General features: G+C 61.6%; 13 protein-coding genes. 7 read left to right on the forward strand and 6 right to left on the reverse strand.

Annotated elements, in window-relative coordinates; genetic code table 11:
* The first annotated feature begins 99 nt into the window (after positions 1-99).
* Entirely contained in the window at positions 100-1050 is a 951-nt protein-coding gene (locus DV027_RS10775; protein WP_130731802.1) for a LysR family transcriptional regulator, read from the forward strand.
* 4 nt (positions 1051-1054) lie between these two features.
* On the opposite strand, the gene DV027_RS10780 is transcribed toward DV027_RS10775, so the two are convergent.
* Both DV027_RS10780 and alr read right to left on the reverse strand, forming a co-directional pair.
* Positions 1055-2311 (reverse strand): D-amino acid dehydrogenase, encoded by a 1257-nt coding sequence (locus DV027_RS10780; RefSeq protein WP_130731803.1) that lies wholly within the window; start codon positions 2309-2311, stop codon positions 1055-1057.
* Positions 2311-3495 carry an alanine racemase gene (gene alr / locus DV027_RS10785; protein ID WP_130731804.1) on the reverse strand — a complete coding sequence of 395 codons (1185 nt, stop codon included), beginning with the start codon at positions 3493-3495 and terminating at the stop codon, positions 2311-2313. Before alr ends, DV027_RS10780 begins: the two co-directional genes overlap by 1 nt.
* Before the next feature lie 137 nt (positions 3496-3632).
* Between alr and DV027_RS10790 the strand changes: the two genes are divergently transcribed.
* Positions 3633-4076, forward strand: a complete 444-nt coding sequence (locus tag DV027_RS10790) for an Lrp/AsnC family transcriptional regulator (protein WP_130731805.1) — start codon at positions 3633-3635, stop codon at positions 4074-4076.
* A 71-nt stretch (positions 4077-4147) separates the two neighbouring features.
* Here DV027_RS10790 and DV027_RS10795 read toward each other — a convergent pair whose 3' ends face one another.
* The 3 genes from DV027_RS10795 to DV027_RS10805 all read right to left on the reverse strand — a co-directional run bounded on the left by DV027_RS10795 (position 4148) and on the right by DV027_RS10805 (position 8357).
* A complete protein-coding gene (locus DV027_RS10795) occupies positions 4148-6472 on the reverse strand; it encodes an AAA family ATPase (protein WP_165399173.1) in 2325 nt (774 codons plus the stop codon).
* Between the two features lie 505 nt (positions 6473-6977).
* Entirely contained in the window at positions 6978-7424 is a 447-nt protein-coding gene (locus DV027_RS10800; RefSeq protein ID WP_130731807.1) for a hypothetical protein, read from the reverse strand.
* A 120-nt stretch (positions 7425-7544) separates the two neighbouring features.
* Complete coding sequence (locus DV027_RS10805; RefSeq protein WP_130731808.1) at positions 7545-8357, reverse strand: MIP/aquaporin family protein; 813 nt, start codon at positions 8355-8357, stop codon at positions 7545-7547.
* A gap of 455 nt (positions 8358-8812) precedes the next feature.
* Here DV027_RS10805 and glpD point away from each other — a divergent pair, with 455 nt between their 5' ends.
* From glpD to DV027_RS10830, 5 genes are all read left to right on the forward strand, one after another.
* A complete protein-coding gene (gene glpD, locus DV027_RS10810) occupies positions 8813-10375 on the forward strand; it encodes a glycerol-3-phosphate dehydrogenase (protein WP_130731809.1) in 1563 nt (520 codons plus the stop codon).
* 77 nt (positions 10376-10452) lie between these two features.
* Positions 10453-11952, forward strand: coding sequence for a glycerol kinase GlpK (gene glpK / locus DV027_RS10815; RefSeq protein ID WP_130731810.1), 1500 nt, complete (start codon positions 10453-10455; stop codon positions 11950-11952).
* 34 nt (positions 11953-11986) lie between these two features.
* The gene (gene glpX, locus DV027_RS10820) at positions 11987-12973 is read left to right on the forward strand and encodes a class II fructose-bisphosphatase (protein ID WP_130731811.1); all 987 of its coding nucleotides are present in this window, start codon (positions 11987-11989) and stop codon (positions 12971-12973) included.
* A 51-nt stretch (positions 12974-13024) separates the two neighbouring features.
* Positions 13025-14131: a class II fructose-bisphosphate aldolase gene (fbaA, locus tag DV027_RS10825; RefSeq protein ID WP_130731812.1), complete on the forward strand. Its 1107-nt coding sequence runs from the start codon at positions 13025-13027 to the stop codon at positions 14129-14131.
* Positions 14132-14162: 31 nt separating this feature from the next.
* Positions 14163-14921, forward strand: a complete 759-nt coding sequence (locus tag DV027_RS10830) for a DeoR/GlpR family DNA-binding transcription regulator (protein WP_130731813.1) — start codon at positions 14163-14165, stop codon at positions 14919-14921.
* Positions 14922-15020: 99 nt separating this feature from the next.
* Here DV027_RS10830 and DV027_RS10835 read toward each other — a convergent pair whose 3' ends face one another.
* Complete coding sequence (locus DV027_RS10835) at positions 15021-15782, reverse strand: SDR family NAD(P)-dependent oxidoreductase (RefSeq protein ID WP_061271895.1); 762 nt, start codon at positions 15780-15782, stop codon at positions 15021-15023.
* Positions 15783-16100 lie beyond the last annotated feature (318 nt).

Genomic DNA, 16100 nt, shown 5'->3' on the forward strand with positions numbered 1-16100 from the left:
TTTACTGATTTTAATAGGACTGCGGATTGGTCAAATCCGGTTTTTTAGGATAATCGCAACGCAGCCGGTCCGGTCTGGCCAGGGGGAGACGCACGGAGCATGAGAAAACGCTATGATCTCGACCTGCTCCGCAGCCTTCAGGCCCTGATCGAGGAGGAAGGCGTGTCGCACGCGGCGCGCAGGCTGCAGATGAGCGAGGCCGCCATGAGCCGCAGCCTCGCCAAGCTGCGCGTGGTGTTCAATGACCCGATCCTGGTGGCATCGGGGCGGCGCATGGTGGTCACCACCTTTGCGCTTGGCCTGCGCGAGCGGCTGCGCGCCATTGTCGATGGCGCCGACTCATTGCTCGAGGAGCAGGACACCCCCGATATTGCCAGCCTGTCGCCACATTTCATGCTGCGCGCCAATGACCTGATCGTGGGTGCCTTCGGCGCGGCCATTCTTGCCGCCCTGCGCCATGACTGCCCCGGCTGCACCCTGACCTTCGTACCCGAAACGGATGATGAACCCAGCAACGACCTGCGCGAAGGCCATATCGACCTGTATCTGGGCGCATCGGATGACATGCGGCCCGAAATACGCCGCCAGAGCATTTTCCCCACCGCGTTCCGTGCCCTCGTACGGGCCGATCACCCCATTCTTGCCGAAGGGATCACGCCGGACTCAATCGCGCGGTACGAGCATATCAGCGTGTCGCGCCGAGGCAGGCTGCATGGGCCGATCGATACGGTGCTCAAGGAGCAGTTCGGCCTGCGCCGCCGCGTGGTGATGGTGGTGCCAACTTATTACGCCATGGTCGAGACCCTGCGCATGACCGACATGATCCTGCCGCTGCCGGGCATCGCCATCGATTACCTGCCCATCCGCTCGATGCACCTGGCCGAATTCGAATTTCCCTTCGCCCTGCCCACGGTGCATTCCTTCCAGGCCTGGCACCCCAGGCGCGATGGCGACCCGGTGCATCGCTGGCTGCGCAACACGGTCTATCGCGTGGTGCGTGAACGCGGTAACGGCCTGCCTGAGGGGTTTACGCCCCCGGCAGGCCCGTAAGGCGTTACTGCCCGTAGCGCACGATGCCCAGATCCTCATGCGGGATGTCAGGCATGCGACCAGACATGATATCGGCCAGGACCTTGCCCGAGCCGCAGGCCATGGTCCAGCCCAGCGTGCCGTGGCCGGTGTTGAGGAAGAGGTTGTCGTATTTGGTGCGGCCGATGATGGGGGTGCCATCGGGCGTCATGGGGCGCAGGCCGGTCCAGAATTTGGCGGCGGGGATGTTGCCGCCGCCGGGGAAGAGGTCGTTCACCGAATGCTCCAGCGTTTCGCGGCGCGGCGCGCGCAGCTTGGTGCTGAAGCCTGCGAGCTCCGCCGTGCCGCCAATGCGGATGCGGCTGCCAAGGCGGGTGATGCCGATCTTGAAGGTTTCATCCATGATGGTCGAGACCGGGGCGCGCTGTTCGTTCACGATATCGGCGGTGAGCGAGTAGCCCTTGACCGGGTAGATCGGCAGGTCAAGGCCAAGGCGGCGCACCATGGCGGGCGAATAGCTGCCGAGCGACAGGACATAGGAATCCGCCACCATCCGGCCCCGGCTGGTCTCGATGCCGGTAATGCGGCCGCCATCGGATGTCATGGTGCGGATGCGGGTATCGTAATGGAAGGTGACACCCGCTTCCGCCGCCTTGGCCGCGAGGCGCTGGGTGAACAGGAAGGCATCGCCCGTCTCGTCGCCCGGCAGGCGCAGGCCGCCCACGAATTTATGCGCCGATGCGGCCAGCCCCGGCTCGGCCTCGACGCAACCTTCACGCGTGAGCACCTGATAGGGCACGTTATACTGTTCGAGCACGCGGATGTCGCCCGCAATGCCGTCAAGCTGCTTTTGCGTGCGGAATACCTGCAGCGTGCCCTGCTGGCGGTCATCATAGGTGATGGCGGTGGTGGCGCGCAGGTCCATCATCATGTCGCGGCTGTATTCCGCAATGCGCACCATGCGGCCCTTGTTGCGGTCGTAAGCGGCTGCGGTGCAGTTCTCGAGCATCTGCACCAGCCATTTCCACAGATGCGGGTCGGGCATGGGCCAGAACACGAAGGGGCGATACTTCATCAGCAGCCACTTGATGGACTTGAGCGGCACGCCCGGCCCGGCCCATGGCGAGGAATAGCCCGGCGAGACCTGCCCCGCGTTGGCGAAGCTGGTTTCAAGCCCGGCCTGGGGCTGCCGGTCCACAACCGTGACCTCATGGCCCGCCTGCGCGAGATACCATGCCGATGTCACGCCAACGACACCACTACCCAGTACGATGATTTTCATTACACGGAGGCCTTATTCTGGCGGGGAGAAGCATCGCACGCGACAGGGTGCCGATATGTGCGATGGAAACGCGAACCCAGTGCGGTCAGCACTTCGTAGCCGATGGTGCCTGCGCCGTGGGCCACGTCGTCCACGCTGCGGCGCGGGCCGATCATGTCCACATGCGTTGCGGCATCAAGCACGCTTTCGGGCACGTCATTGACATCCACCGTGGTGGAATCCATGGAGATGCGCCCCAGGATGGGCAGCCTGTAGTCACCAAGCCACGCGCAGCCGCCGCCATTTGCCCCGCTGCGCAGGAAGCCATCGGCATAGCCAATGCCCAGCGTTGCAATGCGCCGGGGGCCTGGCGCGCGCCATGTCAGGCCGTAGCCCACGCCATCGCCCGCGGTAATGGCGCGGCGCTGCACGATGCGCGCGCGCAGCCTGACCGTGGGGCGCAGCGGGTTGGGCGCCTGTGCATTGGGGGCGAGGCCATAAAGCGCCGCGCCGGGGCGCACGAGGTTGAAATGGTAGTCCGGCCCGAGGAAGATGCCCGATGAGGCCGAAAGCGCCCACGGGGCCGCAGGCAGCCGGGCCGCCATGGCGCGCATCCGGTCGCGCTGCATGGCGTTGGCCGGGTTCTCGGGCGTGTCGGCGCAGGCGAGGTGGCTCATGACCAGCTTCGTGTCGATGCCATCAAGCAGGGCAGGGGTCTGGGCCAGGGTCGCCACATCCGCCTCCGACAGGCCAAAGCGCGACATGCCGGTGTCAACCTGCACGGCGGCGGGCAGCGCTCTGTGCGCCAGAGCCGCATGGGCGCGCCAGCGGGCTACCTGCTCCATGCTGTTGAGCACGGGCAGCAGGGCGTGGTGGGTGAACAGCGCCTCGGTGCCGGGCATGGGGCCGTGCAGCACAAAAATCCGCGCCGCCGGCGAGACATGCGGGCGCAGGCGGATGCCTTCTTCCAGATGGGCTACGAAGAAAACCCGCGCCCCGGCCTGTTCCAGCACGGGGGCAACCCTGTCAGCGCCCAGGCCATAGGCATCGGCCTTGACCACGGCGGCACAGGTGGCAGCGCCCGTGCGGGCATCGAGCAGGCGGTAATTGGCGGCGATGGCATCCAGATCGATTTCCAGCGCGGCGCCAGCACCGGGAAAGGACCAGCCTGAAGCCATGGGCTGGGGGAAGGGCAGGTCAGGCATGGGGCGCTTACTCCATCGGGCGGAACGTGACTGATCGTATGTGTATGGTAACAAAATGTCCTGTCGTTTTGTGCATGATCATGCGATTAATGCGTGCCTGCGCGCAATTATATACGAAAATAAGCGGAAAATTCACCATGCCCTTCGATCGGCTGACAGATGCCATCCTGCGCCACCTCCGCCATGATGGCCGCATGAGCAATGCGGACCTTGCCCAAAGGGTGGGGCTGTCGCCCTCGGCCTGCCTGCGCCGTGTGCGGATGCTGGAAAAAGAAGGGGTGATACGTGGTTATCGCGCCCTGGTGGACGAGCGCTCGGTGCATGGCATGACCACCGTCATCGTGCAGATCACGCTGGAGCGGCAGACGGAGGAATGCCTGCGCCGCTTTGAGGCGCGCGTGCGCGAATGCGCCGATGTGCGCGAATGCTACCTGATGACGGGCGACGCCGATTACCTCGTGCGCGTCGAGGCGCGTGATGCGGCTGATTACGAGCGCATCCATAAGGAAGAACTCTCGCGCATGCCGGGCGTGGCCCGCATACAGAGCAATTTCGCCATCCGCACCGTGGTGCAGCGCTAGCACGACACGCGCGTTATGAAGCGCAACTGCAGTGCTGGCACGCTCCGCTATGGCGGGCGGGGCGGCGTGGCTCAGGCGCGGGCCATGTTGTCTTCCTGATTGTCGGCCACGGCTTCCACATAGCGCTTGAAGGTGCGCAGGTCGCCCTGAAAGACTTCGGCCAGCGCGCGCAGGTCAAGGGTGGAGAGATGGTACCAGCCGGGGCACAGGCCGCGCTCGGCTTCGATTTCGCGCATCAGGTTCGCGGCGATGGCGGGCATGTGCTCGGGCTTCGGGGCCTCGAGCGCTATGATGGTGCAGCGCGAGCGCAGCGCCGGGCTGACCCTGTCAAGGTCATTGACGGTGAACACCCAGGAAAGCCAGGACAGGTCGGCATCCAGATCCAGCCAGAAATCGCGGAAATGTTCCGCCTCTTTCTTGTCCGCCACGGCCAGCAGCGCATCCTGCAGGAAACCATGCTGGGGGTTGTTGGAGACCTTGTCCACCTCATCAAGAATGAACGCCATGTTGGGGCACTTGGTCAGGGCAATGCGCTCGATGACCTGCGACGGCCCTGATTCGGAAAAACCCTTGTGGTTGCCGGTCAGGTAAAACGTATCATGCATGCTGGCGACGTTCTTGGTATCGAACGGCAGGCCGATATGTTCAAAAAAGCCGCGTGCCAGGCTGGTCTTGCCGCATCCTGACGGGCCTGCCAGCATGATGGGCCGGGGGCGGATGAATTTGCCAAAGCGCTGCCTGCTATTGAACACCCGCACCATTTCGTTGATGGCATGCGCCGCATGCGGAAAGCGCGCGACCAGTGGCGCCATGTCCAGTGTGCCGGGCTCGGCAAGGGGCAGGGGCTGGTTCAGTGCGGCAAACAGCCCAATCCGGTTATTGGTGCCCTTGCGGCCTGTATGCTTCCTGATGAGATCGGACGGCACGGGTGTGGGGAAAACGGTCACGCATGATTCATCAGCGGGTGATGGGGCGGGCAGTGTTTCGGGCTCTGTTTGCGTTCTGGTGAATGCGCCAAAGGAGGGCAGAGCCTCGTCCGACTCATCGGAGAGGTAGTTTTTCAGGAAATCATCGTTATCCACCAGGTCAAGGTCGGGGAAAGGGGAGCGGTCATCATTATTGTCGTGATCTTTCATGATGTCTTCAACGGCCTTTCTGCTGATATGGGTCTGGTGGTCGAGTGCTTTCTGGAATTCGATGAAATTCTCAAAGAAAGTGGGTATTACATGCATTCCTCCAAATAAATTTCTCCTGTCGGACCGGGTGTGGAACGTCTTGAACAGGGCCAGGGCTGCTTTGGCCAGACTTTCGCTGTTCAGGCACTGTTCGTGAAAGATATTGTCAAGGCATTGGGCTTCAAGCACATGGCCGGTGTCGTGCGCGGCAGTGATGCAGTCATGGTGGTAGAAAATATTGCGGATGATTTTAAGCAGGAAGGGTTCATCGATCTGCTCGATGAGATTGCGGTCAGCCTCCGGGCCAATAAAGGCGATGGCGGCGAGCGCTGTCTCCCTGATGATATCACGAATGGTGTAATCCGGTTCGGAAGAACGGATAAAGGCCGGTCGTTCCGTCTCGCGGTGATACCCCTCAAGCAGCATCGTATCGTAAAAAGCCATTCTTTTATGAATCATGTCGATAAAAGAGAACTTTTCTATGTATCCCTGGTAAAAAGGCATATCCTCCAGCGGTTCAACACCCTCGACAAGCTTGAGGCACCATATGCCTATTGCATCGATGTCGAACCTGGGAGGCGGATATTCGCCCGTATTGTCATAGGGCATGACGCCGAGTTGTGAATAAAGAACCAGTGCCTTGACCATATTTTTAAATATGGAAAGGTCGTCACTGTCTTCATCCTGAATACAGGCGGTGTATTCCTTTGTCCTGTGCAGGCCAATCATGACACGTTCGATGACCAGCGCCCAGTCGGCAAGGTTGACCTTGTACGTATCATGATCATAGTCGGCATTCATATGCATGGTCTTGTGCAGTTCACGCAGGCACGCAACAGGGTAGCGGTCCTTACTGTCACAATAGGTCAGGAGTGCATCCATGACGTGGCAGAGCATGGTATAGTTTCTGGCATACAGGCATGCGACCGTGGTATTCTGTGCTTTTATGCCGCCATCCTTGTGGTCAAGCACATACATATTGCTTTCACGCAGGATAGGATTGACCCGACATTCATGCAGCCTGTCAACGATTGCGGTAATCAGCCGCGAGAGGTCAATATCGCAGTCCGTGCCGGGAGATGCGCATGGCTGTGCATCGCTGCCGGCAGCCAGGTCGGGTCTTGCATCGGGGGCGGGGTTGGCAGCCCGATATTCACGGATGAACTGGTCCGTGTAATCACAGATGGCATTGCGTACGGATTGCAGGTCAGGGTCACACATTCCAGTTTCCTGGTTGCGTGGCAGAATATTCATGTAATCGGGAACGCGGGACAGAACAATAAGTGAGGCTATAATATTATTACCAAAGTATCGACTGAATCTTTCCTTTTCCCTTAAAGCCTGGCTTACGGCGAAATCAAGATTTTCTATAAATACTCTGGATCTGTTAAGGGATATGACAGATTTTCGTTTGAAATAATTGAGTATGTCGTTTGAAATTGTCGCCTCCCCCTTGTTGCGTTGTATGCCGTCTGGTGCAGTCAACTGCATATTGGTGGGGGGTGGTGCATGAGGGAATGACTACGGTTTTTTATTGCTTTTGTCAACCCTCTTTATCACCGCTATAGCATAAATCCTGATGATTATTGGTATTGTCACTGTTTATATAAAACAACATATCAACATTATGAAAATATGAAATCCCGTGTGAAATTAAGCAGGGAACCGCACGGCAACGGTAAAATGTGTTACAAAGCGTAAGAATGTTCTCGCGGGGCGTGCCTGCTCAGGGCCAGAGCATCTGCCCGGTGGGCAGTACGCGGGCAATGACCTGCTCGGGCGCGTTTTCATGGGTCAGGAGAACCGTTCTGCCACATGCACGGGCGAGGGTGGTCATGAAGTGCCGCAGGTCCAGCAGGTCGTGGCCTGACTGCACGTTGCGCGGATCAAGATCGAATTCAATCTGCCCGGGGCTGAAGAAGTGGCAGGCATGGACTACCTTGCCCTTGTGGCATGCAAGGGTCACGGCATGGCTTTTGGCTGCGGCGAACATGTCACTGACGGTCGCGGGCAGGGGAGTGGGGGTGCCATCAAGCCGGTATTCCAGCAGGGCGGGTTCCTGCCGCAGGCGGGCCAGCACGCGCTGCCAGTCAGCCATGGTGGTGGGGGCGATGTAAATATCGCGTAGTGTTCCATCCCACCTGAAATGATGCTGTTGTGCCGCCCAGTCCATGATCCCGCCTGAAAGGATGCCGCAGGCTTTTCCAGGAAAGCCCCGGTGGCGCCGCCTCCATCACATAAAGGCGGCGCCCGGACATTTTACCAGATCATGGCCGGAATGTTGAACAGGCGGTTATGGTGCGGGCGGGATGGATGGCGTGGCGCTGCGCGGAATGAACGGGCGGATGAGGAACTGGTAGCACCCGGCGCCCACCACGCCGCCAACCAGCGGCCCGGCAATGGGCACCCACCAGAAATGGTCCGGTCCGGGCAGGGCGGACTCTCCCCAGCCCGTCACAAAGCAGAACAGTCGCGGCCCGAAGTCACGCGCGGGGTTGATGGCCCATGCCTCGAGGTAGCCCGAGGAGGCGCCAATGCTGGCCACAAGCAGCCCGATGATCAGCGCGCCGGAATTGGCCTGGGGCGCCACCGTATTGTATTCACACGTTATGGCGAAGATGCCGAAGACCAGCAGCCCGGTCAGGATGATTTCATCAACAAAAGCATGCAGCGGCGTAATGCCCTCGCCCGGATGGGTGAAGAACACGCCCGCCGCCCCGCCAGCGGCGCGGGTAAGGCCATGTGCCGCGTTGTAATGGTCGATCACGGGCTGGTACAGCGTATAGACCAGTGTTGCCCCGATCACCCCGCCCAGCACCTGTGCCGCGCAGTAGCCGGGCACCTTGCGCCACGAAAAACCCCGGTACAGCGCCAGTGCGAGCGACACGGCCGGGTTGGCATGCGTGCCCGACACGCTGCCGGTAATGTAGATGGCGATTGTAACCCCAAGCCCCCACACAATGGCCACCCCCCAGTAGGCCTGCTTGTACGGGCTGGGATCATACAGCGCGTACATCGCAGCCACCGAATCACCGATCAGCACGATGATCATGACCGCAATGCACTCTGATATGAGTTCACCCAGGAATTGTCTGTTTTTCAGCATTTTAACCCACTTTATTCTTTTATTATCATTCGATGGGAAACGGCTGTTGGCCTTGTGGCCTGTTTGCAGCGCTGGAATGTTCTTAAACGAACATTCTCCGCCGGGGAAGGGGCCTGCACGATCGGTGGGGTAAGCGTGTCTCCTTTTTCCATATATTTCATTATATTTCATGAAATTTCTCCAACATTCCGGATTCGGGGGCAGGTGATGTTGTGGTGGTGATGGAAGGTGAGGGATGGGGTTGCGGAACGAGATGCGCGATTTCGCACATGCACAAAAACCGCCAGGGCATATAAATTACTCGGAATGGCGAATTTATGGCTAATGCCGGGCACTATCATGCATTGGAAAAGAAGGAATTATTTAAACATGCCCCCTGCAAAAATGTGCGCGTGCCCTCTTGAATCGATCAGAATGTTCGGTTACGAACATGTGTATCAGGAGGAACATTGACTATGGCGTCCATGGACGAAACATTCCGCACCACCGCGGCACCGGGTGGCCTGCTCGACCTGCTGGTCGTGGGCGGGGGTGTGAACGGCACGGGCATCGCGCGCGATGCCGCCGGGCGCGGCGCATCGGTCCTGCTTGTCGAGCAGGATGATCTGGCCAGCCACACCTCATCGGCCAGCACCAAGCTGATCCATGGCGGCCTGCGCTATCTGGAATATTATGAATTCCGTCTGGTGCGCGAGGCGCTGATCGAGCGCGAGAAGCTGCTGCGCATCGCGCCCCACATCATCTGGCCCATGCGCTTCGTGCTGCCCTACACGCCGCAGGCGCGCCCGGCATGGATGCTGCGCCTTGGCCTGTTCCTGTACGATCACCTCGCACCCAACATGACGCTGCCCAAGTGCAAGTCGCTCGACTTCCGCACGTCATCGGCGGGCCAGCCGCTCAATGGCAAGCTCGCCCGCGGCTTCGCCTATTCCGATGGCTGGGTGCAGGACAGCCGCCTTGTCGTGCTCAACGCCATGGATGCCAAGGCGCGTGGCGCCGATATACGCACCCGCACCCGCATGGTTGCTGCCCGGCGTGTCAATGGCGTGTGGGAAGTCGATATCGAGAACATGCTCGATGGCACCAAGACCACCGTGCGCGCCCGCGTGCTGGTCAATGCCGGTGGGCCGTGGGTGAGCGAAGTACTGCGTGAGCGCGCGCAGGTGGAATCGACCAAGAACGTGCGCCTCGTCAAGGGCAGCCACATCGTGGTGCCGCGCCTGTTTGACGGGCCGCAGGCCTATATCCTGCAGAACCCGGACAAGCGCATCGTCTTCGCCATTCCCTACGAGCAGAAATTCACCCTGATCGGCACGACCGACGTGCCCTGGACGCAGGCCCCCGGCGATGTCGAGATCTCGCCCGAGGAAATCAGCTACCTGTGCGAGAGCGTGAGCCGCTACTTCACCAAGCCCGTAACGCCGGCTGATGTGGTGTGGAGCTACGCCGGCGTGCGCCCGCTTTATGATGACGCGGCCAAGAACGCCTCTGCCGTAACGCGTGATTACGTGCTCGATGTCGACACGCAGGGCAACCAGGCGCCCATGCTGTCCATCTTCGGCGGCAAGATCACCACCTATCGCCGGCTGGCCGAGCATGCGATCGAGAAGCTCCAGCCCTTCCTGCCCGTGCTCTCGGCACCGGGCTGGACGGCGGACAAGGTGCTGCCCGGCGGCGACCTGGGCGAGGGCGGGTTCGAGGGCGCGCTGGGCCGCCTGCGTGCGCAGGCCCCGTTCCTTGGCGCCGACCTGAGCTGGCGGCTTGTGCGCAATTACGGCTCGCGGGCAACCGAGATCGTGGGCGATGCCCATAGCATGGAGGACATGGGCGAACTGTTCGGCGCGGGCCTGAGCGTGCGCGAGGTGGAATACCTGATCGCGAACGAATGGGCGCAGACCACGCAGGACATCCTGTGGCGTCGCTCCCGCCTTGGCCTGCATGTGACCGATGAGGACACGGCCCGCCTCGAGGCTTACCTCAAGGCCCGCAAGCCGGGCACGGCGCCCACTTCCGCATAAATAAAAACAGTCAGGCCGCAGGTGTCACACGCCTGCGGCCCAAACTCGCATCCGCCCTGTTGGGGCAGGAGAAGACAATGAACAAGAAGAACAGAATTCTCGCCATCGACCAGGGAACGACCTCGACCCGCAGCATCGTGTTCGACCGTGATATCACGGCCATTTCGGTCGCCCGCATCGAGTTTGCCCAGCATTATCCCAGCCAGGGATGGGTCGAGCATGACCCGGAGGAAATCTGGTCCAACGTTCTCTCCACCGCGCGCGAGGCCATTGAGAAGGCGGGCGGCCCCGGCGTGATCGCGGGCATCGGCATTACCAACCAGCGCGAAACCATCGTGGTGTGGGACCGCGCGACCGGCAGGCCCATCCACCGCGCCATTGTCTGGCAGGACCGGCGCACCACGCCCATCTGCGCGCGCATGCATGAGGAAGGACTTGAACCCCTCGTGCGCGAGCGCACCGGCCTGCTGCTCGACCCCTATTTCTCGGCCACCAAGATCGCGTGGATCCTTGATAACGTGGAAGGTGCCCGCGCGCGCGCCGAGAAGGGCGAGCTGGCCTGCGGCACCATCGACAGCTTTCTTTTGTGGCGGCTGACCGGCGGCCGCGTGCATGCCACCGATACCACCAATGCCGCGCGCACGCTCCTGTTCAACATCCACACCTGCGCGTGGGATGACGAATTGCTGGCCCTGTTCAAGGTGCCGCGCGCCATCCTGCCTGAAGTGAAGACCAACAGCGAAGTGTTTGGCGAGACAACGCCCGAGCTGTTTGGCGAGCCGCTCAAGGTGGCCGGCATGGCAGGCGATCAGAACGCCGCCATGGTGGGGCAGGCGTGCTTCCGCCCCGGCACCGCCAAGGCCACTTACGGCACGGGCTGCTTCGCGCTGCTCAACACCGGCACCACGCCCGTCATGTCCGAGAACCGGATGCTCACCACCATCGCCTACCGCATCGGGGCGGAGACGACCTATGCCCTCGAGGGTTCGATTTTCGTGGCGGGGGCAGCCATCCGCTGGCTGCGTGACGGGCTGAACCTCATCACCCATGCCTCCCAGACCGATGACATGGCCACCCGCGTACCGCACAGCCACGGCGTGTACATGGTGCCCGGCTTCGTGGGCCTTGGCGCGCCGCACTGGGACCCTGACGCCCGTGGCCTGATCTGTGGCCTCACGCTTGATGCCACGGCGGCGCACATTGCGCGCGCGGCGCTGGAATCGGTCGCCTACCAGACCATGGACCTGATGGACGCCATGCATGAAGATGGCGGCGGCAAGCTCAACGCACTGCGTGTTGATGGCGGCATGTCGGTCAATGACTGGTTCTGCCAGTTCCTGGCCGATATGCTCCAGACCCCGGTGGAGCGGCCCCGGCAGGTCGAGACCACGGCGCTTGGAGCGGCCTTCCTGGCAGGGCTGGCGACAGGGGTGTGGGAAAGCATCGCCGAACTCGAAGGCACCTGGACACGCGGGCATCTGTTCCGCCCGACGATGGACAAGGCGCAGCGCGATACTATGGTAGCCGGATGGCATGTGGCAGTCCGCCGCACGCTCAGTTCCACCGTTGCTGCGTAATCAAGACTACTGACGAACAGGAAAAGAGTGTTTCATGACCACCACACGGCATAATCCCTATCAGGTTACCGATCGCAATCTTGCCCTTGAACTCGTGCGCGTAACCGAGGCGGCTGCGGTCGCCGCATCGGCCTGGACCGGTCGTGGCCTCAAGAACGAAGCCGATGGCGCAGCGGTGGAAGCCATGCGGCGCGCGTTCGATACGGTAGCCATTGATGGCACCGTGGTGATCGGCGAAGGCGAGATGGACGAAGCGCCGATGCTGTTCATTGGCGAGAAGGTCGGCTCGGGCGGACCGGGCATGGATATTGCCGTGGACCCGCTTGAAGGCACCAACCTGTGCGCCAAGAACCTGCCCAACGCACTGACCGTGGTGGCGCTGGCTGAAAGCGGCAACTTCCTGCACGCGCCCGACATCTACATGGACAAGATCGTGGTCGGCCCCTACCTGCCCGAAGGCGTGGTCGATCTCGACAGCACCATCGAGGCCAACCTCAAGTCGCTCGCGCAGGCCAAGAAATGCGCGGTGTCCGACCTCATGCTCTGCACGCTCGACCGTGAGCGCCATGAGGAGCTGATCGCCCGCGCGCGTGCTGCCGGTGCGCGCGTGACCCTGCTGAGCGACGGCGACGTGGCCGCCGCCATCGCCGCCTGCCTCGAGGACAGCGAGATCGACATCTATGTCGGCTCGGGCGGCGCGCCCGAGGGCGTGCTGGCCGCCGCCGCCGTGCGCTGCGTGCATGGCCAGATGCAGGGCCGCCTCCTGTTTGAAGATGACGACCAGGTGGCGCGCGCGCGCAAGATGAACCCCGGCGCCGACCCCTCGCGCAAGCTGGCGCTGGAGGACATGGCGCGCGGTGACGTGCTGTTCTCCGCAACCGGGGTGACGGGCGGGGCCCTGCTCCACGGTATCCGCCGCAGCGGCGTCCGCACGGTCACGCATTCGCTGGTCATGCGCTCCAAATCCGGCACCATCCGGTTTGTGGAAGGCCACCACGATTACCAGACCAAGACCTGGTGAGCAGTATTTCATCGATTGCATAACAACAAGAACAGGCAATAGAGGAACGACATGACCAATACAGCACACCCCGCTTCGAGCCGCCTGGGGCTGCGCCCCGGCGTGGTGACGGGTGCGGATTACCGCCGCCTTGTCGAGACCTGCCGCGACGAGGGCTATGCCTTGCCGGCGGTCAACGTGGTGGGCACCGACAGCATCAATGCGGTGCTCGAGGCGGCAGCCCGCAACCGGGCGGATGTCATCATCCAGCTTTCCAACGGTGGCGCGCGGTTCTATGCGGGCGAAGGCATGAAAGATGCCGAACAGGCCCGTGTGCTGGGTGCGGTGGCTGCGGCCCGTCATGTCCATACCGTGGCCGCTGCTTACGGCGTGTGCGTGATCCTGCATACCGACCATGCCGACCGCAAGCTGCTGCCATGGATTTCCGGCCTGATCGATGCCAGCGAGGAGGCGGTGAAGGAAACCGGCCGCCCGCTGTTCTCGTCCCACATGATCGACCTTTCGGCTGAACCGCTGGAAGACAACATTGCCGAATGCGCCCGCTTCCTGCGCCGCATGGCGCCCTTGGGCATCGGGCTTGAAATCGAGCTGGGGGTGACCGGCGGCGAGGAAGATGGCATTGGCCATGACCTTGATGATGGCGCCGATAACGCGCATCTCTACACCCAGCCCGAGGATGTGCTCAAGGCGTATGAGGCGCTTTCACCTTTGGGGTTCGTGACCATCGCGGCCTCGTTTGGCAACGTGCATGGCGTATACGCGCCGGGCAATGTCAAGCTGCGCCCCGAGATCCTGCGCAACTCGCAGGCGGTGGTGGCCAAGGCCACCAATCTGGGCGAGAAGCCGCTGGCGCTGGTGTTCCACGGCGGTTCGGGCTCGGAGCAGGCCAGGATTACCGAGGCGGTATCCTATGGCGTGTTCAAGATGAACATCGACACCGACATCCAGTTCGCCTTTGCCAGCAGCATCGGCCGCTATGTGCACGAGCACGCGGAAGCCTTCAGCCACCAGATCGCGCCTTCCACCGGTAAGCCGACCAAGAAGCTGTATGACCCGCGCAAGTGGCTGCGCGTGGGCGAGCAGGGCATCGTGGCGCGGCTCGAGCAGTCGTTTGCCGATCTGGGGGCCACGGGGCGCAGCGTGGCGCGCGCAATATAAGGCCGCGTGTAAAGGGGGAGTAACAGGCAACGTGTCAGCAGAAGAACGTCACCGGGAAATTACCGCGCTGGTGCGTACCCAGGGCTATGTCTCCAACGAGGATCTGGCCCAGAGGCTGAATGTTGCGGTCCAGACCATCCGCCGTGATGTCAACCTCCTGGCCCGTCGCGGGTTGGTGGCGCGGCATCATGGGGGGGCGGGCTTGGCCTCGTCGGTCGAGAATATCGCCTATTCCGAGCGGCAGGTGCTCAACCGGCGGGCCAAGGAAGCCATTGGCAACCTTGCCGCCCGCCAGATCCCTGACAATTCATCGCTTTTTGTCAGCATCGGCACCACCACCGAGGCCTTTGCCAAGGCCCTGCGGCGGCACAAGGCGCTGCGGGTCATTACCAACAACCTGCATGTGGCCACCCCACTTTCCGCCCAGACCGATTTTCAGGTGATCGTGACGGGGGGGCAGGTGCGGTTTTATGATGGTGGCATTACCGGCTCCACCGCCAGCACCTTCATCGAGCAGTATCGCACCGATTTTGCCGTGATCGGCATCAGCGGCATCGAAGATGACGGCACGCTGCTTGATTTCGATGCCGATGAGATCAGCGTGGCCCAGGCCATGATGCGCAATGCAAGGCGGGTCTACCTGCTGGCTGACCAGACCAAATTCGGCCGCAGGCCAATGGGGCGGCTCGGGCACCTTTCGCATGTGCATGGCTTTTTTACCGACCGGCAGCCATCAGAGCAGATCTGCGCCATGCTGCGTGCTCATGACGTGGAACTGCATATCGCCTGATTGGGGATAAAAGTTTTTGGTGAAGCGTTTTTCAAAATGCTTCGAAAAGACGTCGCCTTTTTGAAAAAAGGCGACACCCGAAAACTTTCAGTCAGTCCTTTACTGCGCCAGATAGCCGCCATCAACCGGCAGCACCGCGCCTGTAATGAAGGAGGCGTCATCCGAGGCCAGGAACAAGATGGCGCTGGCAATTTCCGCAGGCTTGCCCATGCGGCCCATCGGGTGCATCTCGACCACCTTGCGAATACCTTCCGCATCCATGCCCGCCACCGCAGGCGTATCGATGGTGCCCGGTGCCACGGCATTGACCCGCACCCCCTTGTCGGCAAGGTCGATGGCGAGGTGCTTGGTGATGCCTGACGCCACGAATTTGGCCGGGCCGTACACCGCCTGGCCTTTCTGCCCGGCAAAGGCGGAGATGGAGGACAGGCACACGATCGCGCCCTGTCCGGCATGGACCATCTCGGCTGCGGCATGCTTGCAGCACAGGAACATGCCGCGCGCATCCACCGCCATGGTGTGATCCCACAGGTCCGCCGTGGCGGAGGCGAGATCGGCCTCGGGGATGACGCCTGCATTGGCCACGAGAATGTCGATGCGGCCAAAATGCTTCATGGTTTCATGCACCACGCGGGCAATGTCGGCCTCGCTGGTCACGTCGGCTGGCACCGAGATCACGTCCACGCCGTTTTTCTCAAGTTGGCTGGTCAGTTCATCGAGTGCATCGGTGTTGAGGTCGGTCAGGGCAAGCTGCGCGCCTTCGGCGGCAAAACGCTCCGCCGTGGCGCGGCCAATGCCGCTTGCTGCACCTGTAATGATGGCAACCTTGCCTGCAATGCGTCCGGTTTGTGTGGCTGTCATGGGGTCTCCTGCTTGTCGCTGGCATCAGGCGGGTTAACGCAGGGGGTGTCAAGATGTTGCCCGGGCTACGGGGCCCAGGGCGCATGGACCGGGCTGATCAAGTTCTTTTGATCGGGTGGGGGGATCGGCCTGTTTTTCCCGTTCTGGCGCGGTTGAACGGCAGGGAAAAAAGCCACCCGTTGCGCAGGCGCACCAGAATTCGGGCCTGTGCATGTTTCAGGCACGGGGAGGATCACCTATACTCGACGCGAATTTCTCACACTTGAGGAAATTTTGGGTTATTTTGTAGAATTCAGTCATCCCACAGGAGCCCGATCT

The sequence above is a fragment of the Komagataeibacter xylinus genome (assembly GCF_004302915.1).
GTDB classification, from domain to species: Bacteria; Pseudomonadota; Alphaproteobacteria; order Acetobacterales; family Acetobacteraceae; genus Komagataeibacter; species Komagataeibacter xylinus_C.